The sequence below is a fragment of the Streptococcus parasanguinis genome, from assembly GCF_015557775.1.
GTDB classification, from domain to species: domain Bacteria; phylum Bacillota; class Bacilli; order Lactobacillales; family Streptococcaceae; genus Streptococcus; species Streptococcus parasanguinis_AA.
Genome location: NZ_JADNOY010000001.1, coordinates 135,933 through 161,017 on the forward strand (window position 1 = coordinate 135,933; position 25,085 = coordinate 161,017).

The window sequence follows — 25,085 nt, forward strand, 5'->3', positions numbered from 1 at the left end:
TCTTATTATAAAAGAGCCATGAATGCTCTTTAGGTTCACAAAAAGGTGAACAAAATACAATGAATATGTTTTACGAGTTCATAAAGTTCATCATATCAATATTAAATTACATCAAAGGAGAACACCATGACATTTGAAGAGATTTTACCAGGATTAAAGGCCAAGAAAAAATATGTACGAACAGGATGGGGTGGAGGAGAAAACTATGTCCAATTGTTTGATACCATCGAGCAAAATGGAGTGGCTCTGGAAGTGACACCTTATTTCCTCATTAACGTGTCTGGTGAAGGCGAAGGCTTTTCCATGTGGAGTCCAACTCCCTGTGATGTTCTAGCGACAGATTGGGTGGAAGTCCATGACTAAACGGGTCTTGATTACAGGCGTGAGCTCCGGGATTGGTCTGGCGCAAGCTCGTTTGTTTTTAGAAAAGGGCTACCAGGTCTATGGGGTGGATCAGGGAGCTGATCCCCAGTTGCCAGGTGAGTTTCACTTCTTACAGCTAGACTTAACCTTGGATTTGACGCCGATTTTTGACTGGTGTCCTGAGGTAGATGTCTTGTGCAATACAGCTGGAGTATTGGACGATTATAAACCGCTTCTGGAGCAAAGCGCTCAGGAGATTCAGGAGATTTTTGAGATTAACTATGTGACTCCGGTGGAGCTGACACGGCATTATCTGACTCAAATGTTGGAGAAGAAGCGAGGTATCATCATCAATATGTGCTCCATTGCATCTATTCTAGCTGGTGGAGGCGGTCACGCTTATACTTCCTCCAAGCATGCTCTAGCGGGCTTTACCAAGCAGTTGGCCCTGGATTATGCAGAATCTGGCATTCAAGTCTTTGGGATCGCTCCAGGTGCTGTCAAGACTGGCATGACTGCTGCGGACTTTGAACCCGGTGGCTTAGCAGACTGGGTAGCCAGTGAAACACCTATCAAACGCTGGATTGAGCCAGAAGAAGTGGCAGAAGTCAGTTTCTTTTTGGCCAGTGGGAAGGTATCTGCCATGCAGGGACAAATCTTGACCATTGATGGTGGTTGGAGTTTGAAGTAGGAGGAATTGATGGAAATCAAAAAACACTTTGGTGTCTACGGCATTTGCTATGAGAATGGGAAACTTCTCTGTATTGAAAAAACAAGAGGCCCCTATCAACATCGTTTTGATCTACCGGGTGGTAGTCAGGAACTCGGTGAGGGGTTGACAGAAACCCTTAAGAGAGAAGTTCTGGAAGAGACGGGTTATACGCTTAGCCGTTACTTAAATCCTAGGATTTATGACGTGCTGGTTCAAGAAGAGGGGCAAGACTTCGCTGTACATCATACCATGGCCTTTTATGATGTAGTGCTCGATTTCGAGAGCTCTCAAAAATCCCTTCCTCATGAAGTTCTTGATGGAAGTAATGATTCAGCAAATGTTATTTGGCTGAATTTGGAAGAAATTACCGAAGAAAATGCCTCGCCTTTAGTATTAAAAGTGAAGGCAGAGTTACGAGGATTTCCAGAATTAGAACGGATAAGTTATAGGAATTGGAAGGTAAAATAGAGGGATAATGGAACTATTTAAAACATGGAAGAAAAATATGGTTCTCTATGGTCTTAAATCTCAAATTGGAACTGTATACCGAAACAGTGATGGGACAACAAGTTTTTATGATATTGGGAATTTTCTATACTTAGCAGGGGAGCTAAATTCTAGATTTTGGGAAGATTTTGTTAGGCAATATGGTTTAGATTATAAGATTATTATTTCAGAAGACACTAAGTGGCAAGATTTTCTGCATCAGAAACTGGAGCTAATTTCTTTTGCTCGCTATTCTTTTAAAGATAAGGCAAATTTTCAAGTTGAATTTCTAAATGATCTAGTTAGTCAGTTAGAGAAAGGTTACAATATTGTACCTATTGATAATCGTATTTATAACTGCCTTTCTGAGGAAGAATGGTCACAAGATTTACAGGGGGATTTTGAGTCCTACCAGGATTTTGCTTTAAAAGGTGGATTTGGCTTTGTGATTCTTAAAAATAATGAAGTGATTGCTGGGATTTCCTCAGGGTTAGTTTACCGTGAAGCAGTTGAAGTGGAAGTTGCAACTAGACCAAACGAACAAGGAAATGGATTTGCCAAAAAGCTTGGTGCTGCAATGATTCTAGAGAGTTTAAATAGAGATATGTTTCCACTTTGGGATGCTCATAACGAGGCTTCCAAAAAAGTAGCAGAATTTTTAGGATATGAGTTAGTTGAACCTTATGAAGCTTTTGAACTAGAGGAAAGTGTCATATAATGATATCTGATATTGTATCTTTTAAGACGAGGTGAATGAACATGCAAAATCAACTAGCTCTTAGTGGCGAAAAAATTGTTGAGAAAGTTTATCCCCATTTATTGCACCACGTCGGCTTGATTCGTGGGGAATACTTGTTGAGAGAACTAAACCAAAACATACTATTACCAAATTGTCAGCAATTTGTGAAAGATTATCTAGACACTATTTGTCATTTGTACTCAGATGAAGAAGTCTGGTATCGCTTTTCAGAGTTAACAAATGCAGAAGCAAATAGTCTAGACGGGACTAAAGAGTGTTTTGACGAACGCCACCCCTTATTTGGATACAGAGGTATCAGGCGTTTGTTGGCGTGTCCAGATGAATTTCAGGCTGAGACTAATGTTGTTACGGAAGTTTTTCAAACCAATCCCAATCTGTCTGTTATTTTTCCTTTTGTCAATGATGCCGAACAATTAAAACAAGCTATTACAGTATTGCGTCAGTATGGTTTTACCGGGAAAGTCGGCACGATGATTGAATTACCATCAGCTTATTTCGACTTGGACAGGATACTGGAAACGGGCATTTCAAAGATTGTAGTTGGAATGAATGATTTAACTTCTTTTATTTTTGCGACTGTGAGAAACAGTCAATGGCATGATATGGAAAGTCCAATTATGTTAGATATGTTGAGACAGATGCAGGATAAAGCAAAGAAGAACAAGATTGATTTTGCTGTAGCAGGCTATCTTAATACTTCTTTCATACAAAAAATGAATCAGATGGGTATCGAATGTATTCTCCATTACAGCTCTATTCCAGAGATTTTTGATTTAGAAATTGACCATCCAGACCATCTTAAACATATAAAAGAAGAAAGTAAAAAATTACAAAGGAGAACTCATGACACCTCAAGAAATGTGGAATGCCTACAAACAAATCAACCCCTCGATTGGAGATGAGATAGATGCCTGGGCGTTTGGAGTGGATCCAGACCTTTTAGCGGAACTGGTGTTTACAGGCGAAAAAACAGCAACAGCTTCAGCTTATGACCTCTATACACTAGAGGACGAACCCCTTCCCCAAGAAGGAACCTTTGATGTTATCTTAGACAGTCAAAACCAAGCTATCTGCATTGTCGAAATTACCAAGGTTTCTGTTCAGCCCTTCCATCAAGTGTCAGCCGACCATGCCTTTAAGGAAGGTGAGGGAGACAAATCTTTAGCCTATTGGCGTCAGGTTCATGAGGACTTTTTCAAAGACTGCTTTGGAGAAGCAGGTCTGGTTTTTACACCTGACAGCAAGGTGGTTTTAGAAGAATTTCGCAGAGTTTATCCATTATAGAACACGCTCTCCTTTTCGGAGAGTTTTTTGATCTGGTCTTATTTTCCAAAAGGGGTGAAAAATGGTATAATAAGTACGATATTGTACAGAAAAGAGAAATGTTATGCCAAATTATGCCATTATTTTAGCAGCGGGGAAAGGTACCCGTATGAAATCAGATCTGCCCAAGGTTCTTCACAAGGTTGCAGGGATCTCTATGTTGGAGCATGTCTTCCGTAGTGTTGGAGCCATCTCACCTGAAAAGACTGTAACAGTTGTGGGCCACAAGGCGGAATTGGTAGAGCAAGTCTTAGCGGGACAAACAGAGTTTGTCAAACAAACCGAACAATTGGGAACTGGTCATGCGGTAATGATGGCAGAGCCAGTCTTGAAAGGCCTTGAAGGGCATACCCTCGTCATTGCAGGAGACACTCCTTTGATTACGGGTGACAGTCTCAAACACTTGATCGACTTCCATATCAACCACAAGAATGTGGCAACGATTTTGACAGCCGAAGCAGCTAATCCATTTGGCTATGGTCGGATTGTCCGTAATGACAATGCGGAAGTGCTTCGCATCGTCGAGCAAAAAGATGCGACAGATTTTGAAAAACAAATCAAAGAAATCAATACAGGGACTTATGTCTTTGACAATGCCCGCCTCTTTGAAGCTTTGAAGAATATCAATACCAACAATGCCCAAGGTGAATACTATATCACAGATGTGATTGGGATCTTCCGAGAAGCAGGAGAGAAAGTTGGAGCCTATACGCTCAAAGATTTTGATGAAAGTCTCGGGGTTAACGACCGCGTTGCCCTTGCGACAGCAGAAGGCATCATGCGTCGTCGCATTAACCAAGCCCACATGGTCAATGGAGTGAGCTTTGTCAATCCGGATGCAGCCTATATCGATATCGATGTTGAGATCGCACCTGAGGTACAAATCGAAGCCAATGTTACCCTAAAAGGGCACACAAAAATTGGGGCTGAAACCGTCTTAACTAATGGAACTTATATCGTGGACAGTGAGATTGGGGCAGGTGCCGTTATTACCAACTCCATGATTGAAGAGAGCACAGTAGCTGATGGCGTGACAGTGGGACCTTACGCCCACATTCGTCCAGGATCTAGCCTTGCAAAAGATGTCCATATTGGAAATTTTGTCGAAGTCAAAGGTTCGTCTATTGGCGAAAATACCAAAGCTGGTCATTTGACCTATATTGGAAACTGTGAAGTTGGTAGCAACGTTAACTTTGGTGCAGGAACCATCACAGTGAATTATGATGGCCAACATAAGTTTAAAACGACGATTGGAAACAATGTCTTTGTCGGATCCAATTCGACGATTATTGCGCCAGTTGAATTAGGCGACAATTCCTTAGTCGGTGCTGGATCCACCATTACCAAAGATGTACCAGCAGATGCGATTGCGATTGGTCGTGGCCGTCAAGTGAATAAAGAAGAGTATGCTCTTCGCTTGCCACACCATCCTAAAAATAAATAGGAGAATCTCATGCAATTTGAAGAAAAAACCATTGAGCGCAAGGAAATTTATCAGGGACCGATTTTCCAAGTGGTGACTGATCAAGTAGAACTACCCGCTGGAAAAGGTCAAGCTCAGCGTGATTTAATCTTCCATAACGGAGCAGTAGCGGTTTTGCCGATCACAGAAGATGGGAAAACGATCTTGGTCAAGCAGTACCGCAAGGCGATTGAAAGGACTTCGGTGGAGATTCCAGCAGGGAAGTTAGAAAAGGGAGAAAATGCAGACCCTAAAGCGGCTGCTCTGCGCGAATTGGAAGAAGAAATTGGCTACACAGCGGATCTAGAGTTGTTGTATGATTTTTATTCAGCCATTGGATTTTGTAATGAGCGGATCAAACTTTATGGTGCGACCAACTTGAAAAAGGTGGAAAATCCACGTCCACAAGATGCGGATGAGACCTTAGAGTTATTAGAAGTGACCTTGAAGGAAGCCAAAGATTTAATCCAAACTGGCGAAATCTGTGATGCCAAGACCATCATGGCGATCCAATATTGGGACTTAATCAATAAATAGAGGAGGATCCGATGGGAAAACCTTTATTAACCGATGAAATGATTGAACGAGCAAGGCGAGGAGAGGATATCACCGGTCCTAAAATGGTCGATGCGGAAGAGACGAAAATTATTCGGACAGACCACAGAGGATTTGGCTATGAACGTCCTATGAGAGAAAGCCGTATGGAGCGTCCGCAAGAGCGTTATTCTCAGGATACGGTGCAGATCCAAGTGGAGCCCACAGTGACCAAGAGTCGTCGCATTGAAGAGCGCAAACAAAGTGTGGTCCAATCCAAACTCAATAAGATTTTGTTCTGGATCATTGTGCTCCTCATTGCCTTGATCATTGCTATTTGGCGTCTATAAGGTCGTCACAAGGAGAGAAATGACATGAAAATTGGAATTATTGCAGCCATGCCCCAGGAGTTGAAGATCTTGGTTGAAGCCCTTGAAAATGGGGAAAAGCATCTGCGTCTTGGAAAAGTCTACTATACAGGATCAATTGGACGCCATGAGGTCGTTTTGGTGGAAAGTGGTATTGGAAAAGTCATGTCTGCTATGAGTGTAGCAGTCTTGGCCAATGATTTCAAAGTGGAAGCCATTATCAATACGGGTTCTGCAGGTGCCGTTGCGCCGGGAATGGCCGTTGGGGATATCGTCCTTGCAGACAAATTGGCCTATCATGATGTGGATGTGACAGCATTTGGCTATAAGTATGGTCAAATGGCAGGTCAACCACTTTACTTTGAATCCAGTCGCTATTTCGTATCAGAAATGAAAAAAGTTCTGGAAGAAGAAGCTGCAACCACACATGTAGGCTTGATTACAACAGGAGATAGCTTTATCGCGAGTGAAGAAAAAGTCGCAGCAATTCGGGAGCATTTCCCAGAAGTCTTGGCAGTTGAGATGGAAGGGGCAGCCATTGCCCAAGCCGCTCATGCAGCTGGACGTCCCTTTATGGTTATTCGCGCCATGAGTGATACAGCAGATCACGCAGCCAATATTTCTTTTGATGAATTTATCGTAGAGGCTGGCGAACGCTCTGCTCAAACCCTGATTACTTTCTTGAAGAGATTGGTGTAGAAAAAATATAGGGAAATTGAACATGTATCGTGAATCGTATTTTGATGGAGGCCTATTTTCCTATATTGGCTATGTTTTATTAGCAACCTTCATTACAGTATTGACTTTGGGGATTTGTGCTCCTTGGGGCGTGTGCATTATGTATAACTGGAAGGTCAAGCATACCGTGATTGATGGTCGTCGTCAGTATTTTGACGGCACGGCTATGCAGTTATTTGGAAATTGGATCAAATGGTGGTTCTTTACCATCATTACATTTGGTATCTATGTGTTCTGGTTAAATATCAAGGTCACACAATGGATTACCAAGCATACTCATTTTATAGACTAATTGAAAAGGACTCGTCTAAGGACTAGTCCTTTTTTGAAGTCGAATCTTTCAGAAATAGGGAACTTTCATGCTATAATAAAGACTAGTAATGTAAAGGAGAGAATATGGTTTTATCAAAGAAACGGGCACGTCATGTGATCGAAGAAATTATCGCCCTTTTTCCAGATGCCAAGCCAAGTCTGGATTTTCGTAATCATTTTGAATTGTTAGTAGCGGTTATGCTCTCGGCTCAGACGACTGATGCGGCTGTTAACAAAGCGACACCAGGTTTGTTTGCGGCTTTTCCAACCCCGCAAGCCATGGTAGCAGCCAGTGAAGCTGATATTGCCAAGCATATTTCTAAATTAGGCCTCTATCGAAATAAGGCCAAATTTCTCAAAAAATGTGCCCAACAATTGCTAGACAACTTTGATGGGCAAGTGCCTCAGACTCGTGAAGAGTTAGAAAGTCTAGCAGGAGTAGGGCGCAAGACAGCAAATGTTGTCATGAGTGTAGGTTTTGGTATTCCAGCTTTTGCTGTCGATACCCATGTGGAGCGGATTTGTAAGCACCATGATATCGTCAAGAAATCAGCGACGCCATTGGAAGTTGAAAAGCGGGTCATGGATGTTCTGCCAAAGAGCGAATGGCTAGCTGCCCATCAAGCCATGATTTATTTTGGACGGGCCATCTGCCATCCCAAAAATCCTGAATGTGACCAGTACCCACAACTCTATCATTTTGATTAGGAATCAGTTCCTCTGCTCGAAAGAGCAGAGGTTCTTTTTGTAATGAAACGTATATTTATTAAAAGGATTGAAAGGTGATATCTTTGTTGGATCTGGTGGTAGGTGCCTAGACTCCCCTATCCGGCTTCTTTGAGATCGATTTCAAGATGCTTTTTCTTTATATCTTATTATATTCATTCAGAAAAAACGAACTTTTTTAAAATAAATTTGGTTTTTTTTAAGAAATAGTGTATAATGGTAGAAAATCTAACATAAGGAGATAGTGATGAAAGCAAAAAAACTGTTAGCTCTTGCAGGAGTTTCTGTTGCAGGTGCCTTTCTTTTAGCAGCATGTGGCGGTGGTAGTAGCAATCAAGCAACCTACTCATTCGTCTATTCAGCAGATCCAAATACCTTGGATTACATCGCTGCAACTCGTACAACAACTTCAGATGTCACAAGTAACCTTGTAGATGGTCTTCTTGAAAACGACCGATACGGAAACTTTGTGCCAAGTCTAGCAGAAGATTGGACTGTCTCTGAAGATGGATTAACCTATACTTACAAACTTCGAAAGGATGCCAAATGGTATACGAGTGAAGGAGAAGAATATGGTGCTGTAACGGCTCAAGACTTTGTTACAGGGATCAAACACGCGGTTGAGTCTAAATCAGAAGGTCTCTTCTTGATTCAAAATTCGATCAAAGGTTTGGATGCCTACGTAAAAGGGGAAACCAAAGACTTTAACACAGTTGGAGTCAAAGCCTTAGATGACCACACCATCCAATATACTTTGGTTCGTCCAGAAAGCTTCTGGAACTCAAAAACAACCTCAGGTGTTCTTTTCCCAGTTAATGCGGATTTCTTGAAATCTCAAGGAAAAGATTTTGGTTCGTTGAAACCTAGCAGCATCTTATACAATGGTCCATATTACTTGAAATCTTTGACTTCGAAATCTGAGATTGAATTGGTCAAGAACAAAGACTATTACGATGCGAAAAATGTTCATATCGATCATGTCAAATTGACCTTTAACGATGGATCAAACCCAGATTCTATCATTAAAAACTTTGAAAAAGGTCAATATTCCTTTGCATCTGTTATGCCAAACAGTTCGACGTATAAGAGTGTCAAGAAAAACTTTGGCGACAACATTGTCTACGGTTTGCAATTGGGAACATCCTACTATCTTGGATTCAACTTGGACCGTCAAAAGTATGACCACACAGCCAAAACAACAGATGAACAAAAAGCTTCTACCAAGAAAGCAATTCTAAACAAGGACTTCCGTCAAGCGGTGAACTTTGGTTTTGACCGCAAATCATATGCGGCACAAGTATCTGGATCTGATGCGGCTGAAAATACCCTTCGTAGCACTTTGGTGCCACCAACATATGTCCAAGTCAATGGAGAAGATTTTGGTAAGGTCGTTGAAAAACAATTGGTTACCTATGGGGATCAATGGAAGGGTGTGAGCCTGGACGATGGTCAAACAAGCCTTTACAATCCAGAAAAAGCCAAAGCTTCATTTGCGAAAGCCAAAGCTGAATTGCAAAAACAAGGAGTTCAATTCCCAATTCATTTGGACTACATTGTCAGCCAAGTGGACAACAGCATGGTCCAACAAGCGAGCTCCTTCAAACAATCTGTAGAGTCAGCTCTTGGTGCAGATAATGTCGTTGTCGACCTTCAAAAGGTATCGGATGATGATTTCCAAAACATCACTTACTTCAGTAATACAGCTGCTGCAAGAGACTATGATATCTCAGGCGGTGGTTGGGCTCCGGACTATCAAGACCCATCGACTTACCTTGAAAGTATCAGCCCAGTAAATGGTTCTGTCTTCTACTATCTTGGTATTGATGCAGGTTCAAACAACCCAGCCATTGCAACAGTTGGTTTGGATCAATACGCTAACATGTTGAAAGATGCCGATGCTGAATTGTTGGATCAAGCAAAACGCTATGAAAAATATGCTGCAGCGCAAGCTTGGTTGACAGATAGCTCGATTACGCTTCCAACTGTTTCAAATGGTGGTGCTCCAATGCTTCAACGGACCGTACCATACAGCCGTGCTGCTTCATGGGTTGGTACAAAAGGAACAGGAACATTCTACAAATACCTTGAAATGTCTAAAGATGTTGTCACAACAAAAGACTTTAACAAGGCCAAAGAAGAATGGTTGAAGAAAAAGGCAGAATCCAATAAAAAAGCTCAAGAAGATCTCAAAGATCACATTGAGAAGAAAAAATAAAAAAATCAATCATTGGTCTATCAATGAAGATAAAAAAGTCGGAGCCGTCATGTAAGGGCTCCGGTTTTTTTATGTCTTGAAAGTCAGTCTGTCTCATTCTATTCACTAAATCTTAAAAAATAGCCCTCTGGATCTAGAACTGCAAATTCATGAGGATAGATATACTGTTCACCAACACGAAATTTTCTTTTGTTATACCCTATGCTTTTTATCGAAAGCGTTTCCTATTTAAATAAACTATAAAAAATGATATTATATTTGTGAGTCAACCACTTTAAGGAGAACAATCCTGATGAAAAACAAAATAATATTAAGCTCTGTAACGCTTCTATCTGCATTTATACTAGCAGCATGCGGAAACGGAGAGAAGAAAGCAACAGAAACTACGACTGCATCAACGACAAAAGCTCAAACAACAACTCCTGGGTCTTCTTCTAGGGCAAAAGAAATATCCCTTGCAGATACTCAACGTATCGGAAATGAAAATTTTGGTTATATCAATATCCCTAAAGATTGGGTCGTATATAATTTCAAAGCTCAAAGTAGCAAAACTCAAAGTAGCAAAACGCTCAAATATTCATCACCAGACAAACACAATATGTTGTTAATGGAATCAAACACTAAAGATACTGTTGAACTTGGCCCCAACGAAACCTTTGACGCACAGTTACTTGCGGACCGTTTATATAGCTTCTGGGGAAAAGCCAAAAATCAAACTAGTTTAGAAGGTGTAAAAGCTATTTTTGCCAGTGAGGACGCTTTCTTAATAAAAGTAACATTTAAAAATGGGAACATTTTGTACGAATGGGTATTCCAAAAAGGCGATAAAGTATACAATATCACAATCGTAGGTTCAGAAGATATGATTAAAGCCTTAAGACCTGTTCTCGAGCAATCTTGGGGCTTAGATCCAAATATTCCTGGGAAATAATCCCCAAAAGACTAAAAGAGAGTGGGACAGAAATTGGTAATTCGTTAGAATTCGATTTCGTTGTCCCACCTCCGCACAGTTGAGTAGGGCTGTAAAAGCTGATGAAATCAGCGTAGTAGAGCCCACTCAACCACTGCGTCTTGCTCGACAATCCAAAAATAATTGAGAGGCTAGGACTTTTGTCCAAGTCTCTTTCTTTTTTTGTTTCTTTTTCTACTCTAGTGATCTATTCTCTTATTCGCTAAATCTTAAAAAATAGCCATCTGGATCTAAAACTGCAAATTCATGAGGATAGATATAATGGTCGTCAACACGAAATTTTCTTTTGGTCAATGGGCGATGAATAGGATAGTTGGCTTCTAACAATTTCTGATAGAGTCTAGGGACATCCTCTATACCAAAGGAGATATTGACTCCACGACCAAATGGGTAGGTTAGTTCAGCTAATTCATCCTTTGTTCCCTCCTCTAGCATGAGCTGGCAATCTTCAAGAGACAGGAAGAGAAATTTTTCTTCTAGACGCTGGTATTCAATGGTGAAACCCAGTAAATCACAGTAGAAGGAACGGGACTGTTCTATATTCGATACCATAAACTCGGGAATTACTGCATTGTAGTTCATAAAGAAAATCCTTATAATTCAATCTCCAAGACAATCGGTGTGTGGTCTTGGCGAGCGCCTGAGTCAATCATATCTGATTTAGTAACCTTGTCTGCAATGCGGTTTGAGGTTAACCAATAGTCGATTCTCCAGCCTGTATTGTTGATTTTTGAGGTTTTACTGCGTTGTGCCCACCAAGTGTAACGCTCCGGCACATCACCGTGGAGGTGGCGGAAGGTATCTGTAAAGCCTGCTGCTAGAAGGTTGGTAAAGCCTGCACGTTCTTCGTCTGTGAAACCTGGTGAACGACGGTTGCTGGCTGGATTAGCAAGGTCGATTTCCTTGTGGGCCACGTTGTAGTCACCTGTAGCAAGGACAGGTTTTTGCTTATCAAGTTCAGCCAAGTACTCCGCATATTTGACATCCCAGACTTGACGTTCTGCTAAACGTTTGAGGCCATCACCGGCATTAGGAGTATAGACTTGTGTTACAAAGAAGCCACCAAATTCCAGAGTAATGATCCGACCTTCCAAGTCCATGGTCGAAGGAGCACCGATCTCTGGGAAAGTCACAACGGGAGTAAGCTCTTTTTTATAGAGGAACATGGTTCCAGCATAGCCTTTGCGAGCTGGTTCTTGAGAAGAGCGCCAGGTATTTTCGTAGCCAGGGAAGAGTTCCTCAAGAATTTCGAGGTGTTTTTTAGTAGGTCCTTTGGAGGATAACTTGGTTTCTTGAATGGCGATGATATCTGCATCCTCAGCGACCAAGGTTTGAAGGACTTCTTGAGAGAGTTTGGCGCGTGCTGAATCGCTGGTCAATGCAGCATTAAGCGAGTCGATATTCCATGAAATGAGTTTCATTGTGTTTCCTTTTCTTGACATAATTGATAGTTTTATTATAACAAAATTTTAATAATTTTCTGATCACAATGCCTTGAAAGCTCTTGTGAAATCTATTATAATAGATTGAATTCATTTGGAGAAAGGGAGTTCTTTATGAAATTTTACTCTTATGACTATGTATTGAGTCAGATCAGCCAGCAAAACTGGGTGACCATTGGGATATCTGGCTTGCTCATTCTTCTGACTGGTTTTTTTGCGGCGAAAGCCTATCGGAATAAGCACGATAGCAAATTCCGCGAATTGTCTATTATCTCCATTTTAACTCTGGTGGTAGTGGTCTTGATCAGTATCAGCAATTTTCAAAATAGCCAAAGTAATAATGACCAGTTCCAACGCTCACTCCATTTTATTGAAGTCATCTCAAAGGAGTTGGATGTCAAAAAAGAAGATGTCTATGTCAATACTTCAGCGGCCACAGATGGGGCGATTCTGAAAGTTGGAGAGGTTTATTACCGAGCTATCGCAGGCTCTGACCCGGATCGCTATCTATTAGAAAAGATGGATCTATATAAAACAGACGTAGAACTTGTGGAGGTGAACAAATGACAGTAAATTTTATAACCATTTTGATTAAATTAGCTCTTGGCTTGATTTCCTTGGTATTTGTGATCAATGTGACCGGGAAAGGAAACTTAGCACCAAGTTCTGCAGTAGACCAGATACAGAACTTTGTTCTGGGGGGAATTATTGGTGGGGTGATTTACAATAGCTCCATTACCATTCTTCAATACATAGTGATTCTCTTGATGTGGACTATTTTGATCTTGCTCTTAAAATGGCTCAATACCAATGTCCGTTTTATGAAGCACTTGATCGATGGCAAACCAACTGTCATTATCAAAAATGGGAAGCTTGATCCGGAAGCTTGTCGATCCAAGGGACTTTCTGCTTCAGACGTTGCCTTGAAATTGCGTTCACAAGGAATTTTCCAATTAAAGGGAGTGAAACGAGCTGTCATTGAACAAAACGGTCAAATGATCGTTGTCCGTGCGGGGGATGAAAATCCTAAATACCCGATCATTACTGATGGTGTGGTTCAGCTTGAAATTTTGGAAACAATTGGGAAAAGTGAAGAGTGGTTGCGGGCTGAATTGGAAAAAGAAGGCTATGATAACGTGTTGGATATTTTCATAGCTGAGTATGACAAAGGAAAAATCAATGTTGTGACTTATTAGAAAAAGAGATTGGGCGGACAGGTCCAATCTTTTTTCCTTGTAAAAAAGGAGGAAAGGTCCCTTCCTTTTCTTGAGATACTCTTGGAAAAATAGTAAAATGGAAGGTAAGTGTTGATTAGAAAAGAAGGATAGAACATTTCATGAAGAAGAAAATACGGAAGTTTGAGAATCATTCGATAACACGCAGACTCTACCTGCTGTTTAGTTTGATTTGCCTTCTTTTTTTGGTTCTGATTGCCCGACTTGGCTATATGCAGATCTCTCACCAAGCCTACTATACGGATAAATTGGCAAAAGCTACCAAAAAGACGGTCAAACAAGGGAGTGTGCGAGGGCAAATTTATGATGCTTCTGGTAAGCCCTTGGTGGAAAATGTGGGAAAACAAGTCTTGACCTTTACGCGGGATCGTAAAATGACGGCCCAAGAAATGCGAGAGACAGCTGGAAAACTCTTGCAGTATGTCGATGTAGAAAATCCTCAAGTGACCGAACGGCAAGAAGTGGATTACTATCTAGCCAATACCAAAGTCTACCAAGAGGTCGTAGAGCACCTGCCTGAGAAAAAGAAATTTGATACTGATGGCAATCGTCTACCAGAAGCTAAAATCTATCAAGCGGCAGCGGACAGCATTGACCCTTCAAAACTCGGTTACACAGATGATGAGAAAAAGATTATCTATCTTTATAGCCAAATGAATGCTGTGGAGAATTTTGCGACGGGGATTATTTCGACGCAAGCACTAGGAGCTGAGCAGATTGCGACCATCGCGGCTGACAGTCAGGACCTTCCTGGAATTGCCATCACGACCAGCTGGGACCGCAAGGTTCTGGATACTCCTTTAGCTTCTATCATCGGAACGGTTTCGACTGAGCAGGCGGGACTTCCAGCAGAAGAAGTCGAGGACTATGTCAAAAAAGGCTATGCTCTCAATGACCGGGTTGGAACGTCTTATCTCGAAAAGGAATACGAAAACGTCCTTCAAGGAAAACGCAGTGAAAAAGAAATTCTCCTGGATAAAAATGGTAACATGGATAAAGTGGTAGACATTTTAAAAGGAGCTAAGGGGGAAAACCTCAAGCTCTCGATTGACTTGGATTTCCAAAAAGGGGTGGAAGATATTCTCCGCTCTGCCTTTAGCGCAGAGTTGCAAGCTGGAAACGCGACCTACTCCGAAGGTGTCTATGCTGTAGCCCTTGAGCCTGATACAGGGAAAGTCCTTGCCATGGCAGGGATCAAACACCAGGCTGGTAGTCAAGATTTATCAACCGATGCTTTGGGAACAGTGACCAACGTCTTTGTCCCAGGATCCGTGGTCAAAGGGGCAACCTTGACTTCTGGATGGGAAAATGGAGCCATTTCCGGCAATCAGGTTCTGACCGATCAGCCGATTGTTTTTGCAGGATCAGCTCCGATCAATTCTTGGTTTACCCAATACGGTAGCCGTTCCATCAATGCGGTAGAAGCATTGGAATACTCTTCTAATACCTATATGGTTCAAATTGCCCTTAAGATGATGGGGCAACCCTACACTCCAAATATGACCTTGCAAGTGGATCAAGTGGATCCTGCTATGAAAAAACTGCGTTCTACTTTTGCAGAGTACGGTCTTGGAACATCAACGGGGATTGACCTTCCCAATGAATCGACCGGTTTTATCCCGAAAGAGTATACAGTCGGCAATTATTTGACCAATGCCTTTGGCCAGTTTGACAACTACACCCCTATGCAATTGGCTCAGTATGCGGCAACCGTTGCAAATGATGGGAAGCGGGTGAGTCCTCATGTCGTCGAAGGAATCTATGACAATAATGATCAAGGTGGCCTCGGTCAGTTGAAAAAATCGATCGAAGCCAAGGAGCTCAATCAAGTCCATATCTCAGCGGAGGACATGGCTTTGATCAAGCAAGGGTTTTACCAAGTGGCCAATGGTACGAGTGGGTTGACGACAGGAAAAACCGTTGGTCGTGGGGCCAGTGTGCCCATCAGTGCAAAGACTGGTACAGCTGAAACCACTGTCGATGGGGGCAAACAAGCCATTAATACTAATGTGGTGGCGTATGCACCATCGAATAATCCAAAGATTGCGGTAGCGGTGGTCTTTCCACATAATACCAATCTACAAGCGACGGTTAGTCATTCCATTACGCGTGACATTATTAACTTATACAATCAGAAACACCCCATGAATTAGAAAGGAAACTATGCTTTATCCAGCACCTATTGCAAAATTAATTGACAGCTATTCCAAGTTGCCAGGAATTGGGATCAAAACAGCGACCCGTCTTGCTTTTTACACCATTGGCATGTCAGATGATGATGTTAATGAATTTGCCAAGAACTTACTGAATGCCAAGCGTGAGCTAGGGTATTGCAGTATTTGTGGCAATTTGACTGATGAAGAAACCTGCGAGATTTGTCGAGATGAAACGCGGGATCCATCCCTCATTCTTGTTGTAGAAGATAGCCGGGATGTCTCTGCTATGGAAAATATCCAGGAATACCACGGTCGCTATCATGTCTTGCATGGCTTGATCTCACCCATGAATGGCGTGGGACCCGATGATATCAATCTCAAGAGTTTGCTCAGTCGCTTGATGGATGGAACAGTTACTGAGGTGATTGTTGCGACCAATGCGACGGCAGACGGAGAAGCGACATCTATGTATATCTCACGCGTCCTCAAACCTGCAGGCATCAAAGTGACCCGTTTGGCACGGGGGCTAGCAGTTGGAGCCGATATCGAGTATGCGGACGAAGTGACCCTTCTTCGCGCGATCGAAAATCGGACAGAATTATAAGAGAAGTTCTTTCGAAAGGGCTATCATTGTGGTATACTATCAAGTAAGAAATCAAGGGAACAATTAGGGAGAAACTATGAGTAAACAAGACTTAATCCTGTTATATGGTGGACGTAGTGCAGAACGTGAAGTATCTGTTCTTTCAGCAGAAAGCGTGATGCGCGCGATTGATTACCAAGCATTTTCGGTTCAAACCTACTTTATTACGCAGTCAGGAGATTTCATCCAGACGCAAGCTTTTGAAGAGAAACCAGAGGATGATGAGAAATTGATGACCAACGATACAGTGGACTGGTCTAAGAAAGTCGCACCATCTGCAATTTACAAGGAAGGAGCAGTGGTCTTTCCAGTTCTTCATGGACCGATGGGTGAAGATGGTTCCATTCAAGGTTTCTTAGAAGTCTTGAAAATGCCTTATGTCGGCTGTGGCATCTTGGCTTCTAGTGTCGCGATGGACAAGATCACGACCAAACGGGTCTTGGAGTCTGCAGGGATTCCACAAGTTCCTTATGTAGCTGTAGTGGAAGGCGATGATATAGATGAGAAAATTGCTGCAATTGAAGCTACTCTCTCTTATCCTGTCTTTACTAAACCATCCAATATGGGTTCTAGCGTAGGGATTTCAAAATCTGAAAACCAAACTGAACTTCGGACTGCTCTTGAATTGGCCTTCAAATACGATAGCCGTGTCTTGGTAGAACAAGGGGTCAATGCGCGTGAGATCGAAGTTGGGCTCCTTGGAAACTATGATGTGAAAAGTACCTTTCCAGGTGAAGTTGTCAAAGATGTGGCCTTCTATGATTACGATGCCAAATACATCGATAACAAAATTACCATGGCGATTCCAGCTCAATTGGACCCTGAGGTTGTGAAAATCATGCAAACCAACGCAGAAAAAGCCTTTCGTGCGATCGGTGGTCTAGGCTTAGCTCGTTGTGATTTCTTCTATACCGATAAAGGAGAGATCTTCTTAAACGAGCTCAATACCATGCCAGGCTTTACCCAATGGTCTATGTATCCCTTGCTTTGGGACAATATGGGTCTCAACTATACAGATTTGATCACCAAGTTAGTAGAGCTTGGAAAAGAAGTCTTCCAAAAACACGAAGCGCATTTGTTGTAAGAAAAGAGAGAGTGGGACAGAAATCGGTAATTCGTTAGAATTCGATTTCGTCGTCCCACCTCCGCACAGTTAAGTAGGGCTGTAAAAGCTGATAAAATCAGCGTAGTAGAGCCCACTCAACTACTGCGTCTTGCTCGACAATCCAAAAACAATCAAGAGGCTAGGACTTCTGTCCCAGCCACTTTTTTTGTGGTCTAGAATATGGTATAATGAGAAGAATTTGAAACGAGCGTCTAGACCTTTGGGGACGACGCTACGGAGAACTGAGGAGTCGGATATGAATCTCACATTACATGAAGTTGCTCATCTAGTACATGCAAAAAATGATATCAGCCAATATGAAGATGTGGCCCTCGTTAAGCCTGAATTTGACAGCCGTTTGATTGGGACTGGAGACCTTTTTGTTCCGTTAAAGGGAGCGCGTGATGGTCATGATTTCATCGAGACCGCTTTTGAAAATGGAGCCGTAGCCACTTTTTCAGAGAAAGTGATCGAAGGCCACCCTTATATTTTGGTGGAAGATGTATTGAGCGCATTTCAAATATTGGCTGCAGCCTATCTTCAAAAGACAAAAGTGGATGTTTTTGCTGTGACAGGGTCAAATGGTAAAACAACTACAAAAGATATGTTGGCACAGCTTTTGTCCACTACCTACCTGACCTATAAAACACAGGGAAACTATAATAATGAAATTGGTCTTCCTTATACGGTTCTCCATATGCCAGAAGGGACAGACAAACTCGTCCTTGAAATGGGGCAAGACCATCTAGGAGATATCCATCTCTTGTCAGAACTGGCGCATCCCAAGGCTGCTATTGTCACCTTAATTGGGGAAGCCCATTTGGAATTTTTCAAAGATCGAAGTGAGATCGCAAAAGGAAAACTCCAAATTGCGGATGGCATGCCAGAAGGTGGCCTTCTGGTGGTTCCAGCTGATCCGATTGTGAATGCCTACCTCCCTGAAAAACAAAAAGTGGTCCGCTTTGGTCCAGACGAGGAGATTTTTATTACCGAGTTGGTAGAGCGAAAGGATAGCTTAACTTTCCGCGCTAATTTCTTAGAAGAAGCGATTGATCTACCAGTAACAGGAAAATACAATGCGACCAATGCCATGATTGCAGCTTATGTTGCCCTGCAAGAAGGAGTGAGCGAAGCGGCGATTCGTGATAGTTTTGCTACCTTGCAATTGACGCGCAACCGCACGGAATGGAAAAAGGCCAGTAACGGAGCAGATATCTTATCCGATGTCTACAATGCTAATCCGACGGCTATGCGCTTGATTTTAGAAACCTTCTCGACTATTCCTGCGAATCCAAATGGCCGAAAATTAGCCGTCCTTGCAGATATGAAAGAACTAGGGGAGCAATCTGTAGATCTGCACAACCAAATGATCCTCAGCCTCTCACCGGATGTCTTGGATACCGTTATTTTCTATGGGCAAGACATTGCGGGCTTAGCTCAATTAGCGAGTCAGATGTTCCCACTTGGACATGTTTATTATTTTAAAAAAACAGCTGAGGAAGACCAGTTTGAGGACATGGTCAAACAAGTCAAGGAAAGCTTAAAAGAGCAGGACCAAATCCTCATCAAGGGAAGTAATTCCATGCATTTAGCCAAATTGGTAGAGGAATTAGAAAAAGCCTAGCAAATGTGAAGGAAGTTATACAAAAATAGGCTACTATAAACTAAAGGAATAGAAAAATGACATTTTGGGATTTATTGTTTACGAACCAAAAATCAGCCCCGCCTGAGTTTGGGCTCTGGTATTTCATTCTGCCAGCTTCTTTGTTGGTGGTTGGCTACTTTTCCATCAGATATGCGCAGTCCAAAAGCTACCAACGCTTTTGGTATTGGGCACAGTTGATCCAAGTCTTGACAATCAATGCCTGGTATATTCTCGCCCACATGCCTTTGACGGATAATTTGCCTTTTTATCATTGTCGCTTGGCTATGCTTGCGATCCTCTTTGCTCCTAGAGGGACCTATATCAAGCAATATTTTGCCTTGTTGGGTGTTCTAGGATCCATTGCGGCTTTGGTTTATCCGGCCTTTGATCCCTTCCCATTCCCTCATATTACTGTACTCAACCTGATTTTTAGTCACTGGGCCTTGTTTGCCAATAGTTTGATTTACCTACAGGATTTTTATCAGTCGGAAAAACAGGACACTTTACGAATTGTTAAGATCACCTTTGGTATGAATGCAGTCATCTTTTTGGTCAATCTTTTGACCAGAGGAGATTACGGCTTCTTACGACGTCCACCAATCATTGGAGACCACGGTGCTCTCTTGAACTACCTCTTGGTCAGCATCGTGATGGTGGCTGGTATTTGCTTGGTCAATCAACGTTATAAGTACAAATACAAGATGGTTGAAGAGACTGTCGTTTCGCGTTCGGAATAGAAAAAAGAGTAGATGAGGGAAAGAAATCATGGCACTTTGGGACTTATTTTTCACTAGTCAACCAACATCCCTTCCTCAATTGGGTGTCTGGTATTTCTTATTGCCGACTTCTTTGGTAGTGGTGGGAGTTCTGTCCGTTCGATTTGCTCACTCTAAAGGCTATCAAAACTTTTGGTATTGGGGGCAATTGATTCAGTTGCTCATTATCAACTCTTGGTATCTAGCAGCTCGCTTGCCTTTTTCAGAGAGTCTTCCCTTCTATCATAGCCGGATGGCCATGTGGATTATCCTTTTGGCCCCCAAGGGAAGCTTCAAGCAATATTTTGCCTTAGTCGGAGTCTTTGGCTCCATTATGGCCTTGGTTCATCCTGTTTTTTATCCCTACCCTTTTCCTCACGTTTCCTCGATCAACAATGTCTTTGGTCACTGGGCCCTCTTGGCCAACTGCCTAATCTATCTGGTTCAATCCTACCAGGTGGAAGAAGGGGCTGTTTGGAAGATCTGTCAGATGACTTTTGGAGTCAATGCCATTATTGTTCTAGCCAACCTTGTAACGGGCGGAAACTATGGCTTTCTGCGTCGGCCACCTGTGCTAGGAGACCATGGCCTTGTGCTCAACTATTTCATCGTGACAGTCCTAATGACGGGGACACTGATCCTCATCAATACGATCGTTCAGTACAGTAAGAAAAGAAGAATACCTGAATCTGTTTAAATAAGGAGACTTTATGCATCATTTTTTCACTACAGAATCAACAGCACCACCAGCAATCTCAGCACTTTGGTATAGTGTGATGGTCTTGTTAATTGTGACAGCGATCATGATGTCACTTCGCTATTATCAGAATGAGCAATTTCGCAAATGCTTTCAATACTTACAAGCCTTCCAGTTAATTTGCTTGTATCTTTGGTATTTTGCCTACCACATTCCTTGGTCCAACAGTTTACCTTTTTATCATTGTCGATTGGCCATGTTTGCGGTCTTGTTTTTGCCAGACAGATGGAAAAGCAAACAGTTCTTTGCCTTGATGGGAGTGAGTGGAGCCATCTTTGCTTTGGGCTATCCAGTCTTTGACCCCTACACTTTCCCTCATATTACGAGCTTTTCTTTCCTCCTCGGACATTACTGTCTCCTGATCAATTCCTTGATTTATCTCTTGAGATGGTATGATCGAAACCTCTTAAAAAATAGGCAGATTGTTCTCTATACCTTTGCCTTAGATTTATTCCTGGTTGGAGTCAATCAATTGACGGGAGGTAATTATGGTTTGATGGCCCGCCCTCCGATTATGAGAGGGGATAAAGTCTGGCTCAACTACCTGGTTGTATCTAGTATTTTAGCCCTTGCTTTATTACTCTTTAATCAGATCTTCAATCGTAGAAGTGAGCGGGTAAAAGTGAGAAAATAACCAGTATAAAGGTTGGGGCATCTCTGTCTCAACCCTGTTTTATATCAAAGGAGAATATATGAAGCGTTTCTTGCTAATGATCTCCCTCGTTTGGAGTTTGTTTTGTACAATAACGACAGCATATGCGGATGAAGAAGTTCGCTATTCGATTGAATCCTATGTAGGTCACCTCCAATTGCAGGAAGATAGCCAGGCAACATTTACACAAGAGATCACCTATCAGTTTCAGACAGGCTATCATGGTCAATATGTGACCTTAGGAAGCGCTGATCCTCTTCCAAAAGGGTTTAAGATTCATCGTAATCCTGAGGTGGAAGCCTATGTGGATGGGGAAAAACGAGAGATTCGTGTAGAGGAAACAGACCTGGAAGATGGCCGTCAATTAAAAATATACAATGCCCGTATCGTCGGTGGCACGGTCAAGATCAAAGTGAAATGGAAGATTGATCATCTCTTGACTTTCTACAAGGATATTGCAGAACTGAATTGGTTTCCTATTTCAGATGGAGATGAGAAAGTCGCGAAATTAGATTTTTATGTGGATGGCTTGGATGCTAAGCAGGGAAAACTGTATGCCCATACTGGTTACTTTAATCCACCAGCCCAAGTCGAACGGACTGAAACTGGTTATCATATTTGGACAAAGGATTTTCCAAAAAATGGAAAGCTCGAACTGCATGCCTATTGGCCAATGACAGAAGCCCTGCGTCGAGACCAAGCAAATGAGATTAACAAGGGAAATGGAAAAGAGAAATTTCTCAAAAAAGAGAAATCCATTGAACAAAAAACGTTCCTCTATCGGACACTACTACTTAAGGTTGTACCAATTGTATCGATTCTTTTATTTATCCTCGCTTTCATTCCATGGATCCGGTATTTTATCAGTACCAGAACTCGTCGGATTGCAAAAGGAGTACGATTATACGAACCACCACAGAATTTACCTCCTCTTGTCCTAGCTAAGGCACTGTATCAACTTGATTTTGAACGGATGGTGATATCTAGAGAGAAAGGACCATTAAAATTCAATCATCTCATCCAAGCAACTATATTGGATCTCATTGATCGAGGAAATCTTCGTTTGACTAGGAATGAAAATGGGGAAACCTTGACCTGTCTCCATTATGAAGGCTTGGCTGATTTTGAATTGAAGTTTATTGAAATGATCTTTGATCAAGAATCTGAAATCAATATCAGTGAAGTATTTTCAAGGTATAAAATCGACAAAGCAGCCTTAAAAAAAGATTTTCGAGCTGCTAAATCAGACACACAACGAGACCGTATTCGAAAAGTCGGAAGTGCCGTTCAATCGCTTTTAAAAAAGGATGCCCAGCAATTGTCAAAAGGGGTAGAAAAGGAAATTGCAAAATTAGGATTGCCTTCTTATTTTAGAGACTTATCTGAGAAAGAAGAAGCTTTTTCTAAAACAGGCTGTGCCTTACATTTTTGGCTCTTACTGATCTTATTTGTGAGCATGTGTTTCTTATCTCTTGGATTCGGTTCACACCTATCTTCATTCTATTTTTGGATTATTTTACTTTTGGTTTTGTTATTCATTCCATTTTATATTGTTGTGAAAATCCGTGAAGATCATCTACAATCCTTAGAGAACTTGGATTCACAATTCCAATGGATGGCCTTTCGAAATATGATCGAAAGTATTCCAAATTTCAACCAAGCAGAACTTGAGAGTGTCATCCTATGGAATCGCATCTTAGTCTATGCAACCATGTATGGCCAAGCAAAAAAAGTGAGCCAGGTACTCCAAAATCATCAGATTCCCTTACCATATGAAGACTGGGACACTGTTCTTTGGCTAACAACCTCCCCAAATACCTTCCTAGACGGCTCTACCTTGATGAACTATGCAGATGATTCCTATAGTGTTTCAAGCTTCTCTATTAACTCTTCAGATGGCAGTGGCGGCTTTGACGGCGGTGGCTTCTCTGATGGTGGCGGTGGCGGAGGATTTGGTGCCTTTTGATAGCCGTGAAAAGAAGACTAGAATCTACGGATTTTAGTCTTTCTTTTTGCTCTCAAAGAAGAATCATCGTTGAAAAAAGTGCCTATTTTCGCTATAATAGGACAGATAGAGAAATTGAGGAGAGATCCGATGTAGAGATGAATTTGTAAATTTATCAAAAAATAAGAAGAGAAAGAATTAGGAACATGAACGTACAAGAAGAAATTAAAAAACGCCGTACTTTTGCCATCATCTCCCACCCGGATGCTGGTAAAACGACAATTACTGAGCAGTTGCTCTACTTTGGTGGGGAGATTCGGGAAGCCGGTACCGTAAAAGGAAAGAAAACAGGAAACTTCGCTAAATCCGACTGGATGGACATTGAGAAACAACGTGGGATTTCGGTAACCTCATCTGTCATGCAGTTTGACTACGATGGCAAGCGCGTTAATATCCTAGATACCCCAGGGCACGAGGACTTCTCAGAAGATACTTACCGGACCTTGATGGCGGTGGATGCCGCGGTTATGGTTGTAGACTCTGCCAAGGGTATCGAGGCTCAAACCAAGAAACTGTTTGAGGTTGTGAAACACCGTGGCATTCCAGTCTTTACCTTTATGAACAAGCTGGACCGTGACGGTCGTGAGCCACTGGATCTCTTACAAGAATTGGAAGAAGTCTTGGGAATCGCCAGTTACCCAATGAACTGGCCGATCGGAATGGGAAAAGCCTTTGAGGGACTTTACGATCTTTATAACCAACGTTTGGAACTCTACAAAGGGGATGAACGCTTTGCGAGTCTAGAAGATGGAGACAAGCTCTTTGCTAACAACCCATTCTATGAGCAAGTAAAAGATGATATCGAACTCTTGCAAGAAGCTGGAAATGACTTTTCAGAAGAAGCGATTTTAGCTGGTGAATTAACTCCTGTCTTCTTTGGTTCAGCTTTGACTAACTTTGGGGTGCAGACTTTCTTGGAAACCTTCCTCAAGTTTGCTCCAGAGCCACACGGCCACAAGAAGACAGATGGGGAACTTGTCGATCCTTATGATAAGGATTTCTCAGGATTTGTCTTTAAGATTCAGGCCAACATGGATCCTCGTCACCGCGACCGGATCGCCTTTGTGCGGATCGTATCTGGCGAATTTGAGCGTGGGATGAGCGTCAACCTGCCTCGTACTGGTAAGGGCGCTAAGTTATCTAACGTGACTCAATTTATGGCCGAAAGCCGTGAAAATGTCAGCAATGCTGTAGCAGGAGACATCATTGGGGTTTACGATACCGGTACTTATCAGGTTGGAGATACTTTGACAGTGGGCAAAAACAAGTTTGAATTTGAACCACTGCCAACCTTTACGCCTGAAATCTTCATGAAAGTGTCAGCTAAGAACGTTATGAAGCAAAAATCCTTCCACAAAGGGATTGAGCAATTGGTGCAAGAAGGAGCTATTCAGCTCTACACCAACTACCAAACAGGTGAATACATGTTAGGTGCTGTTGGTCAACTTCAGTTTGAAGTCTTTAAGCACCGGATGGAAAATGAATACAATGCCGAAGTGGTCATGAGCCCAATGGGTAAAAAGACCGTTCGCTGGATCAAACCAGAAGACTTAGATGAGCGCATGTCTTCAAGCCGAAACATCTTGGCGAAGGACCGCTTTGACCAACCAGTCTTCCTCTTTGAAAATGACTTTGCCCTCCGTTGGTTTGCAGATAAGTATCCAGACGTTGAGCTGGAAGAAAAGATGGGGTAAGGAACGATTCAAAACCGATCCATAACA

At 42.1% G+C, this 25,085-nt stretch carries 27 protein-coding genes and 1 pseudogene; 25 read left to right on the top strand and 3 right to left on the bottom strand.

Annotated features, from left to right (window positions below):
* Positions 1-126 precede the first annotated feature (126 nt).
* The 13 genes from I2F76_RS00725 (at position 127) to I2F76_RS00785 (ending at position 9,999) form a co-directional block, all read left to right on the top strand.
* Complete coding sequence (locus I2F76_RS00725; RefSeq protein WP_070589528.1) at positions 127-363, top strand: DUF2829 domain-containing protein; 237 nt, start codon at positions 127-129, stop codon at positions 361-363.
* Complete coding sequence (locus I2F76_RS00730; protein ID WP_070589525.1) at positions 356-1,054, top strand: 3-oxoacyl-ACP reductase; 699 nt, start codon at positions 356-358, stop codon at positions 1,052-1,054. Before I2F76_RS00725 ends, I2F76_RS00730 begins: the two co-directional genes overlap by 8 nt.
* 9 nt (positions 1,055-1,063) lie before the next feature.
* The gene (locus tag I2F76_RS00735) at positions 1,064-1,543 is read left to right on the top strand and encodes an NUDIX hydrolase (protein ID WP_070589523.1); all 480 of its coding nucleotides are present in this window, start codon (positions 1,064-1,066) and stop codon (positions 1,541-1,543) included.
* 7 nt (positions 1,544-1,550) lie between these two features.
* Entirely contained in the window at positions 1,551-2,279 is a 729-nt protein-coding gene (locus I2F76_RS00740) for a GNAT family N-acetyltransferase (RefSeq protein ID WP_070589521.1), read from the top strand.
* Positions 2,280-2,320: 41 nt separating this feature from the next.
* A complete protein-coding gene (locus tag I2F76_RS00745; protein WP_195487031.1) occupies positions 2,321-3,223 on the top strand; it encodes a putative PEP-binding protein in 903 nt (300 codons plus the stop codon).
* A complete protein-coding gene (locus tag I2F76_RS00750; RefSeq protein ID WP_195487032.1) occupies positions 3,165-3,605 on the top strand; it encodes an ASCH domain-containing protein in 441 nt (146 codons plus the stop codon). Before I2F76_RS00745 ends, I2F76_RS00750 begins: the two co-directional genes overlap by 59 nt.
* A gap of 103 nt (positions 3,606-3,708) precedes the next feature.
* A complete protein-coding gene (glmU, locus tag I2F76_RS00755) occupies positions 3,709-5,088 on the top strand; it encodes a bifunctional UDP-N-acetylglucosamine diphosphorylase/glucosamine-1-phosphate N-acetyltransferase GlmU (RefSeq protein WP_195487033.1) in 1,380 nt (459 codons plus the stop codon).
* A 9-nt stretch (positions 5,089-5,097) separates the two neighbouring features.
* Complete coding sequence (locus tag I2F76_RS00760) at positions 5,098-5,643, top strand: NUDIX hydrolase (protein WP_003006238.1); 546 nt, start codon at positions 5,098-5,100, stop codon at positions 5,641-5,643.
* 11 nt (positions 5,644-5,654) lie between these two features.
* Complete coding sequence (gene macP / locus I2F76_RS00765) at positions 5,655-5,990, top strand: cell wall synthase accessory phosphoprotein MacP (protein WP_003006241.1); 336 nt, start codon at positions 5,655-5,657, stop codon at positions 5,988-5,990.
* A 24-nt stretch (positions 5,991-6,014) separates the two neighbouring features.
* Positions 6,015-6,707: a 5'-methylthioadenosine/adenosylhomocysteine nucleosidase gene (locus I2F76_RS00770; protein ID WP_021152843.1), complete on the top strand. Its 693-nt coding sequence runs from the start codon at positions 6,015-6,017 to the stop codon at positions 6,705-6,707.
* 22 nt (positions 6,708-6,729) lie between these two features.
* On the top strand, positions 6,730-7,038 hold the full coding sequence (locus I2F76_RS00775; RefSeq protein WP_049483430.1) for a hypothetical protein: 309 nt from the start codon (positions 6,730-6,732) through the stop codon (positions 7,036-7,038).
* 104 nt (positions 7,039-7,142) lie between these two features.
* The gene (nth, locus tag I2F76_RS00780) at positions 7,143-7,766 is read left to right on the top strand and encodes an endonuclease III (protein WP_021152845.1); all 624 of its coding nucleotides are present in this window, start codon (positions 7,143-7,145) and stop codon (positions 7,764-7,766) included.
* A gap of 265 nt (positions 7,767-8,031) precedes the next feature.
* On the top strand, positions 8,032-9,999 hold the full coding sequence (locus I2F76_RS00785) for a peptide ABC transporter substrate-binding protein (RefSeq protein WP_195487034.1): 1,968 nt from the start codon (positions 8,032-8,034) through the stop codon (positions 9,997-9,999).
* Positions 10,000-10,097: 98 nt separating this feature from the next.
* Here the strand turns inward: I2F76_RS00785 and I2F76_RS00790 are convergent.
* Positions 10,098-10,190 (bottom strand): annotated as a pseudogene (locus I2F76_RS00790) (VOC family protein); the annotation flags it as partial.
* Between the two features lie 101 nt (positions 10,191-10,291).
* Here I2F76_RS00790 and I2F76_RS00795 point away from each other — a divergent pair.
* Complete coding sequence (locus tag I2F76_RS00795; protein ID WP_129299565.1) at positions 10,292-10,930, top strand: hypothetical protein; 639 nt, start codon at positions 10,292-10,294, stop codon at positions 10,928-10,930.
* A gap of 234 nt (positions 10,931-11,164) precedes the next feature.
* Here the strand turns inward: I2F76_RS00795 and I2F76_RS00800 are convergent, their stop codons facing one another.
* Positions 11,165-11,551 (bottom strand): bleomycin resistance protein, encoded by a 387-nt coding sequence (locus I2F76_RS00800; RefSeq protein ID WP_003014423.1) that lies wholly within the window; start codon positions 11,549-11,551, stop codon positions 11,165-11,167.
* A gap of 11 nt (positions 11,552-11,562) precedes the next feature.
* Positions 11,563-12,390, bottom strand: coding sequence for an exodeoxyribonuclease III (locus I2F76_RS00805; RefSeq protein ID WP_129299564.1), 828 nt, complete (start codon positions 12,388-12,390; stop codon positions 11,563-11,565).
* A 135-nt stretch (positions 12,391-12,525) separates the two neighbouring features.
* Here I2F76_RS00805 and I2F76_RS00810 point away from each other — a divergent pair, with 135 nt between their 5' ends.
* The 11 genes from I2F76_RS00810 to I2F76_RS00860 all read left to right on the top strand — a co-directional run bounded on the left by I2F76_RS00810 (position 12,526) and on the right by I2F76_RS00860 (position 25,058).
* A complete protein-coding gene (locus I2F76_RS00810) occupies positions 12,526-12,978 on the top strand; it encodes a DUF3290 family protein (RefSeq protein WP_195487035.1) in 453 nt (150 codons plus the stop codon).
* Positions 12,975-13,607 (top strand): DUF421 domain-containing protein, encoded by a 633-nt coding sequence (locus I2F76_RS00815; RefSeq protein WP_195487036.1) that lies wholly within the window; start codon positions 12,975-12,977, stop codon positions 13,605-13,607. The genes I2F76_RS00810 and I2F76_RS00815 overlap by 4 nt, the downstream gene beginning before the upstream one ends.
* Before the next feature lie 140 nt (positions 13,608-13,747).
* Entirely contained in the window at positions 13,748-15,799 is a 2,052-nt protein-coding gene (gene pbp2b, locus I2F76_RS00820; protein ID WP_195487037.1) for a penicillin-binding protein PBP2B, read from the top strand.
* Between the two features lie 10 nt (positions 15,800-15,809).
* Positions 15,810-16,406, top strand: a complete 597-nt coding sequence (gene recR / locus I2F76_RS00825; protein WP_021152853.1) for a recombination mediator RecR — start codon at positions 15,810-15,812, stop codon at positions 16,404-16,406.
* A gap of 76 nt (positions 16,407-16,482) precedes the next feature.
* Positions 16,483-17,529 (top strand): D-alanine--D-alanine ligase, encoded by a 1,047-nt coding sequence (locus tag I2F76_RS00830; protein ID WP_195487038.1) that lies wholly within the window; start codon positions 16,483-16,485, stop codon positions 17,527-17,529.
* Between the two features lie 277 nt (positions 17,530-17,806).
* Entirely contained in the window at positions 17,807-19,174 is a 1,368-nt protein-coding gene (locus I2F76_RS00835) for a UDP-N-acetylmuramoyl-tripeptide--D-alanyl-D-alanine ligase (protein WP_195487039.1), read from the top strand.
* 56 nt (positions 19,175-19,230) lie between these two features.
* Complete coding sequence (locus tag I2F76_RS00840; RefSeq protein ID WP_195487040.1) at positions 19,231-19,932, top strand: TIGR02206 family membrane protein; 702 nt, start codon at positions 19,231-19,233, stop codon at positions 19,930-19,932.
* 28 nt (positions 19,933-19,960) lie between these two features.
* Positions 19,961-20,647 (top strand): TIGR02206 family membrane protein, encoded by a 687-nt coding sequence (locus I2F76_RS00845; RefSeq protein ID WP_195487041.1) that lies wholly within the window; start codon positions 19,961-19,963, stop codon positions 20,645-20,647.
* A gap of 13 nt (positions 20,648-20,660) precedes the next feature.
* Positions 20,661-21,341, top strand: coding sequence for a TIGR02206 family membrane protein (locus I2F76_RS00850; protein ID WP_195487042.1), 681 nt, complete (start codon positions 20,661-20,663; stop codon positions 21,339-21,341).
* 58 nt (positions 21,342-21,399) lie between these two features.
* Positions 21,400-23,325, top strand: coding sequence for a DUF2207 domain-containing protein (locus tag I2F76_RS00855; protein WP_195487043.1), 1,926 nt, complete (start codon positions 21,400-21,402; stop codon positions 23,323-23,325).
* Between the two features lie 185 nt (positions 23,326-23,510).
* Positions 23,511-25,058: a peptide chain release factor 3 gene (locus I2F76_RS00860; protein ID WP_070450462.1), complete on the top strand. Its 1,548-nt coding sequence runs from the start codon at positions 23,511-23,513 to the stop codon at positions 25,056-25,058.
* Positions 25,059-25,085: the final 27 nt, after the last annotated feature.

Bases quoted from the DNA above. Each gene is read 5' to 3' on its own strand.
- I2F76_RS00725 (WP_070589528.1), top strand. From the start codon at position 127: ATGACATTTGAAGAGATTTTACCAGGATTAAAGGCCAAGAAAAAATAT.
- I2F76_RS00730 (WP_070589525.1), top strand. From the start codon at position 356: ATGACTAAACGGGTCTTGATTACAGGCGTGAGCTCCGGGATTGGTCTG.
- I2F76_RS00735 (WP_070589523.1), top strand. From the start codon at position 1,064: ATGGAAATCAAAAAACACTTTGGTGTCTACGGCATTTGCTATGAGAAT.
- I2F76_RS00740 (WP_070589521.1), top strand. From the start codon at position 1,551: ATGGAACTATTTAAAACATGGAAGAAAAATATGGTTCTCTATGGTCTT.
- I2F76_RS00745 (WP_195487031.1), top strand. From the start codon at position 2,321: ATGCAAAATCAACTAGCTCTTAGTGGCGAAAAAATTGTTGAGAAAGTT.
- I2F76_RS00750 (WP_195487032.1), top strand. From the start codon at position 3,165: ATGACACCTCAAGAAATGTGGAATGCCTACAAACAAATCAACCCCTCG.
- glmU (WP_195487033.1), top strand. From the start codon at position 3,709: ATGCCAAATTATGCCATTATTTTAGCAGCGGGGAAAGGTACCCGTATG.
- I2F76_RS00760 (WP_003006238.1), top strand. From the start codon at position 5,098: ATGCAATTTGAAGAAAAAACCATTGAGCGCAAGGAAATTTATCAGGGA.
- macP (WP_003006241.1), top strand. From the start codon at position 5,655: ATGGGAAAACCTTTATTAACCGATGAAATGATTGAACGAGCAAGGCGA.
- I2F76_RS00770 (WP_021152843.1), top strand. From the start codon at position 6,015: ATGAAAATTGGAATTATTGCAGCCATGCCCCAGGAGTTGAAGATCTTG.
- I2F76_RS00775 (WP_049483430.1), top strand. From the start codon at position 6,730: ATGTATCGTGAATCGTATTTTGATGGAGGCCTATTTTCCTATATTGGC.
- nth (WP_021152845.1), top strand. From the start codon at position 7,143: ATGGTTTTATCAAAGAAACGGGCACGTCATGTGATCGAAGAAATTATC.
- I2F76_RS00785 (WP_195487034.1), top strand. From the start codon at position 8,032: ATGAAAGCAAAAAAACTGTTAGCTCTTGCAGGAGTTTCTGTTGCAGGT.
- I2F76_RS00795 (WP_129299565.1), top strand. From the start codon at position 10,292: ATGAAAAACAAAATAATATTAAGCTCTGTAACGCTTCTATCTGCATTT.
- I2F76_RS00800 (WP_003014423.1), bottom strand. From the start codon at position 11,551: ATGAACTACAATGCAGTAATTCCCGAGTTTATGGTATCGAATATAGAA.
- I2F76_RS00805 (WP_129299564.1), bottom strand. From the start codon at position 12,390: ATGAAACTCATTTCATGGAATATCGACTCGCTTAATGCTGCATTGACC.
- I2F76_RS00810 (WP_195487035.1), top strand. From the start codon at position 12,526: ATGAAATTTTACTCTTATGACTATGTATTGAGTCAGATCAGCCAGCAA.
- I2F76_RS00815 (WP_195487036.1), top strand. From the start codon at position 12,975: ATGACAGTAAATTTTATAACCATTTTGATTAAATTAGCTCTTGGCTTG.
- pbp2b (WP_195487037.1), top strand. From the start codon at position 13,748: ATGAAGAAGAAAATACGGAAGTTTGAGAATCATTCGATAACACGCAGA.
- recR (WP_021152853.1), top strand. From the start codon at position 15,810: ATGCTTTATCCAGCACCTATTGCAAAATTAATTGACAGCTATTCCAAG.
- I2F76_RS00830 (WP_195487038.1), top strand. From the start codon at position 16,483: ATGAGTAAACAAGACTTAATCCTGTTATATGGTGGACGTAGTGCAGAA.
- I2F76_RS00835 (WP_195487039.1), top strand. From the start codon at position 17,807: ATGAATCTCACATTACATGAAGTTGCTCATCTAGTACATGCAAAAAAT.
- I2F76_RS00840 (WP_195487040.1), top strand. From the start codon at position 19,231: ATGACATTTTGGGATTTATTGTTTACGAACCAAAAATCAGCCCCGCCT.
- I2F76_RS00845 (WP_195487041.1), top strand. From the start codon at position 19,961: ATGGCACTTTGGGACTTATTTTTCACTAGTCAACCAACATCCCTTCCT.
- I2F76_RS00850 (WP_195487042.1), top strand. From the start codon at position 20,661: ATGCATCATTTTTTCACTACAGAATCAACAGCACCACCAGCAATCTCA.
- I2F76_RS00855 (WP_195487043.1), top strand. From the start codon at position 21,400: ATGAAGCGTTTCTTGCTAATGATCTCCCTCGTTTGGAGTTTGTTTTGT.
- I2F76_RS00860 (WP_070450462.1), top strand. From the start codon at position 23,511: ATGAACGTACAAGAAGAAATTAAAAAACGCCGTACTTTTGCCATCATC.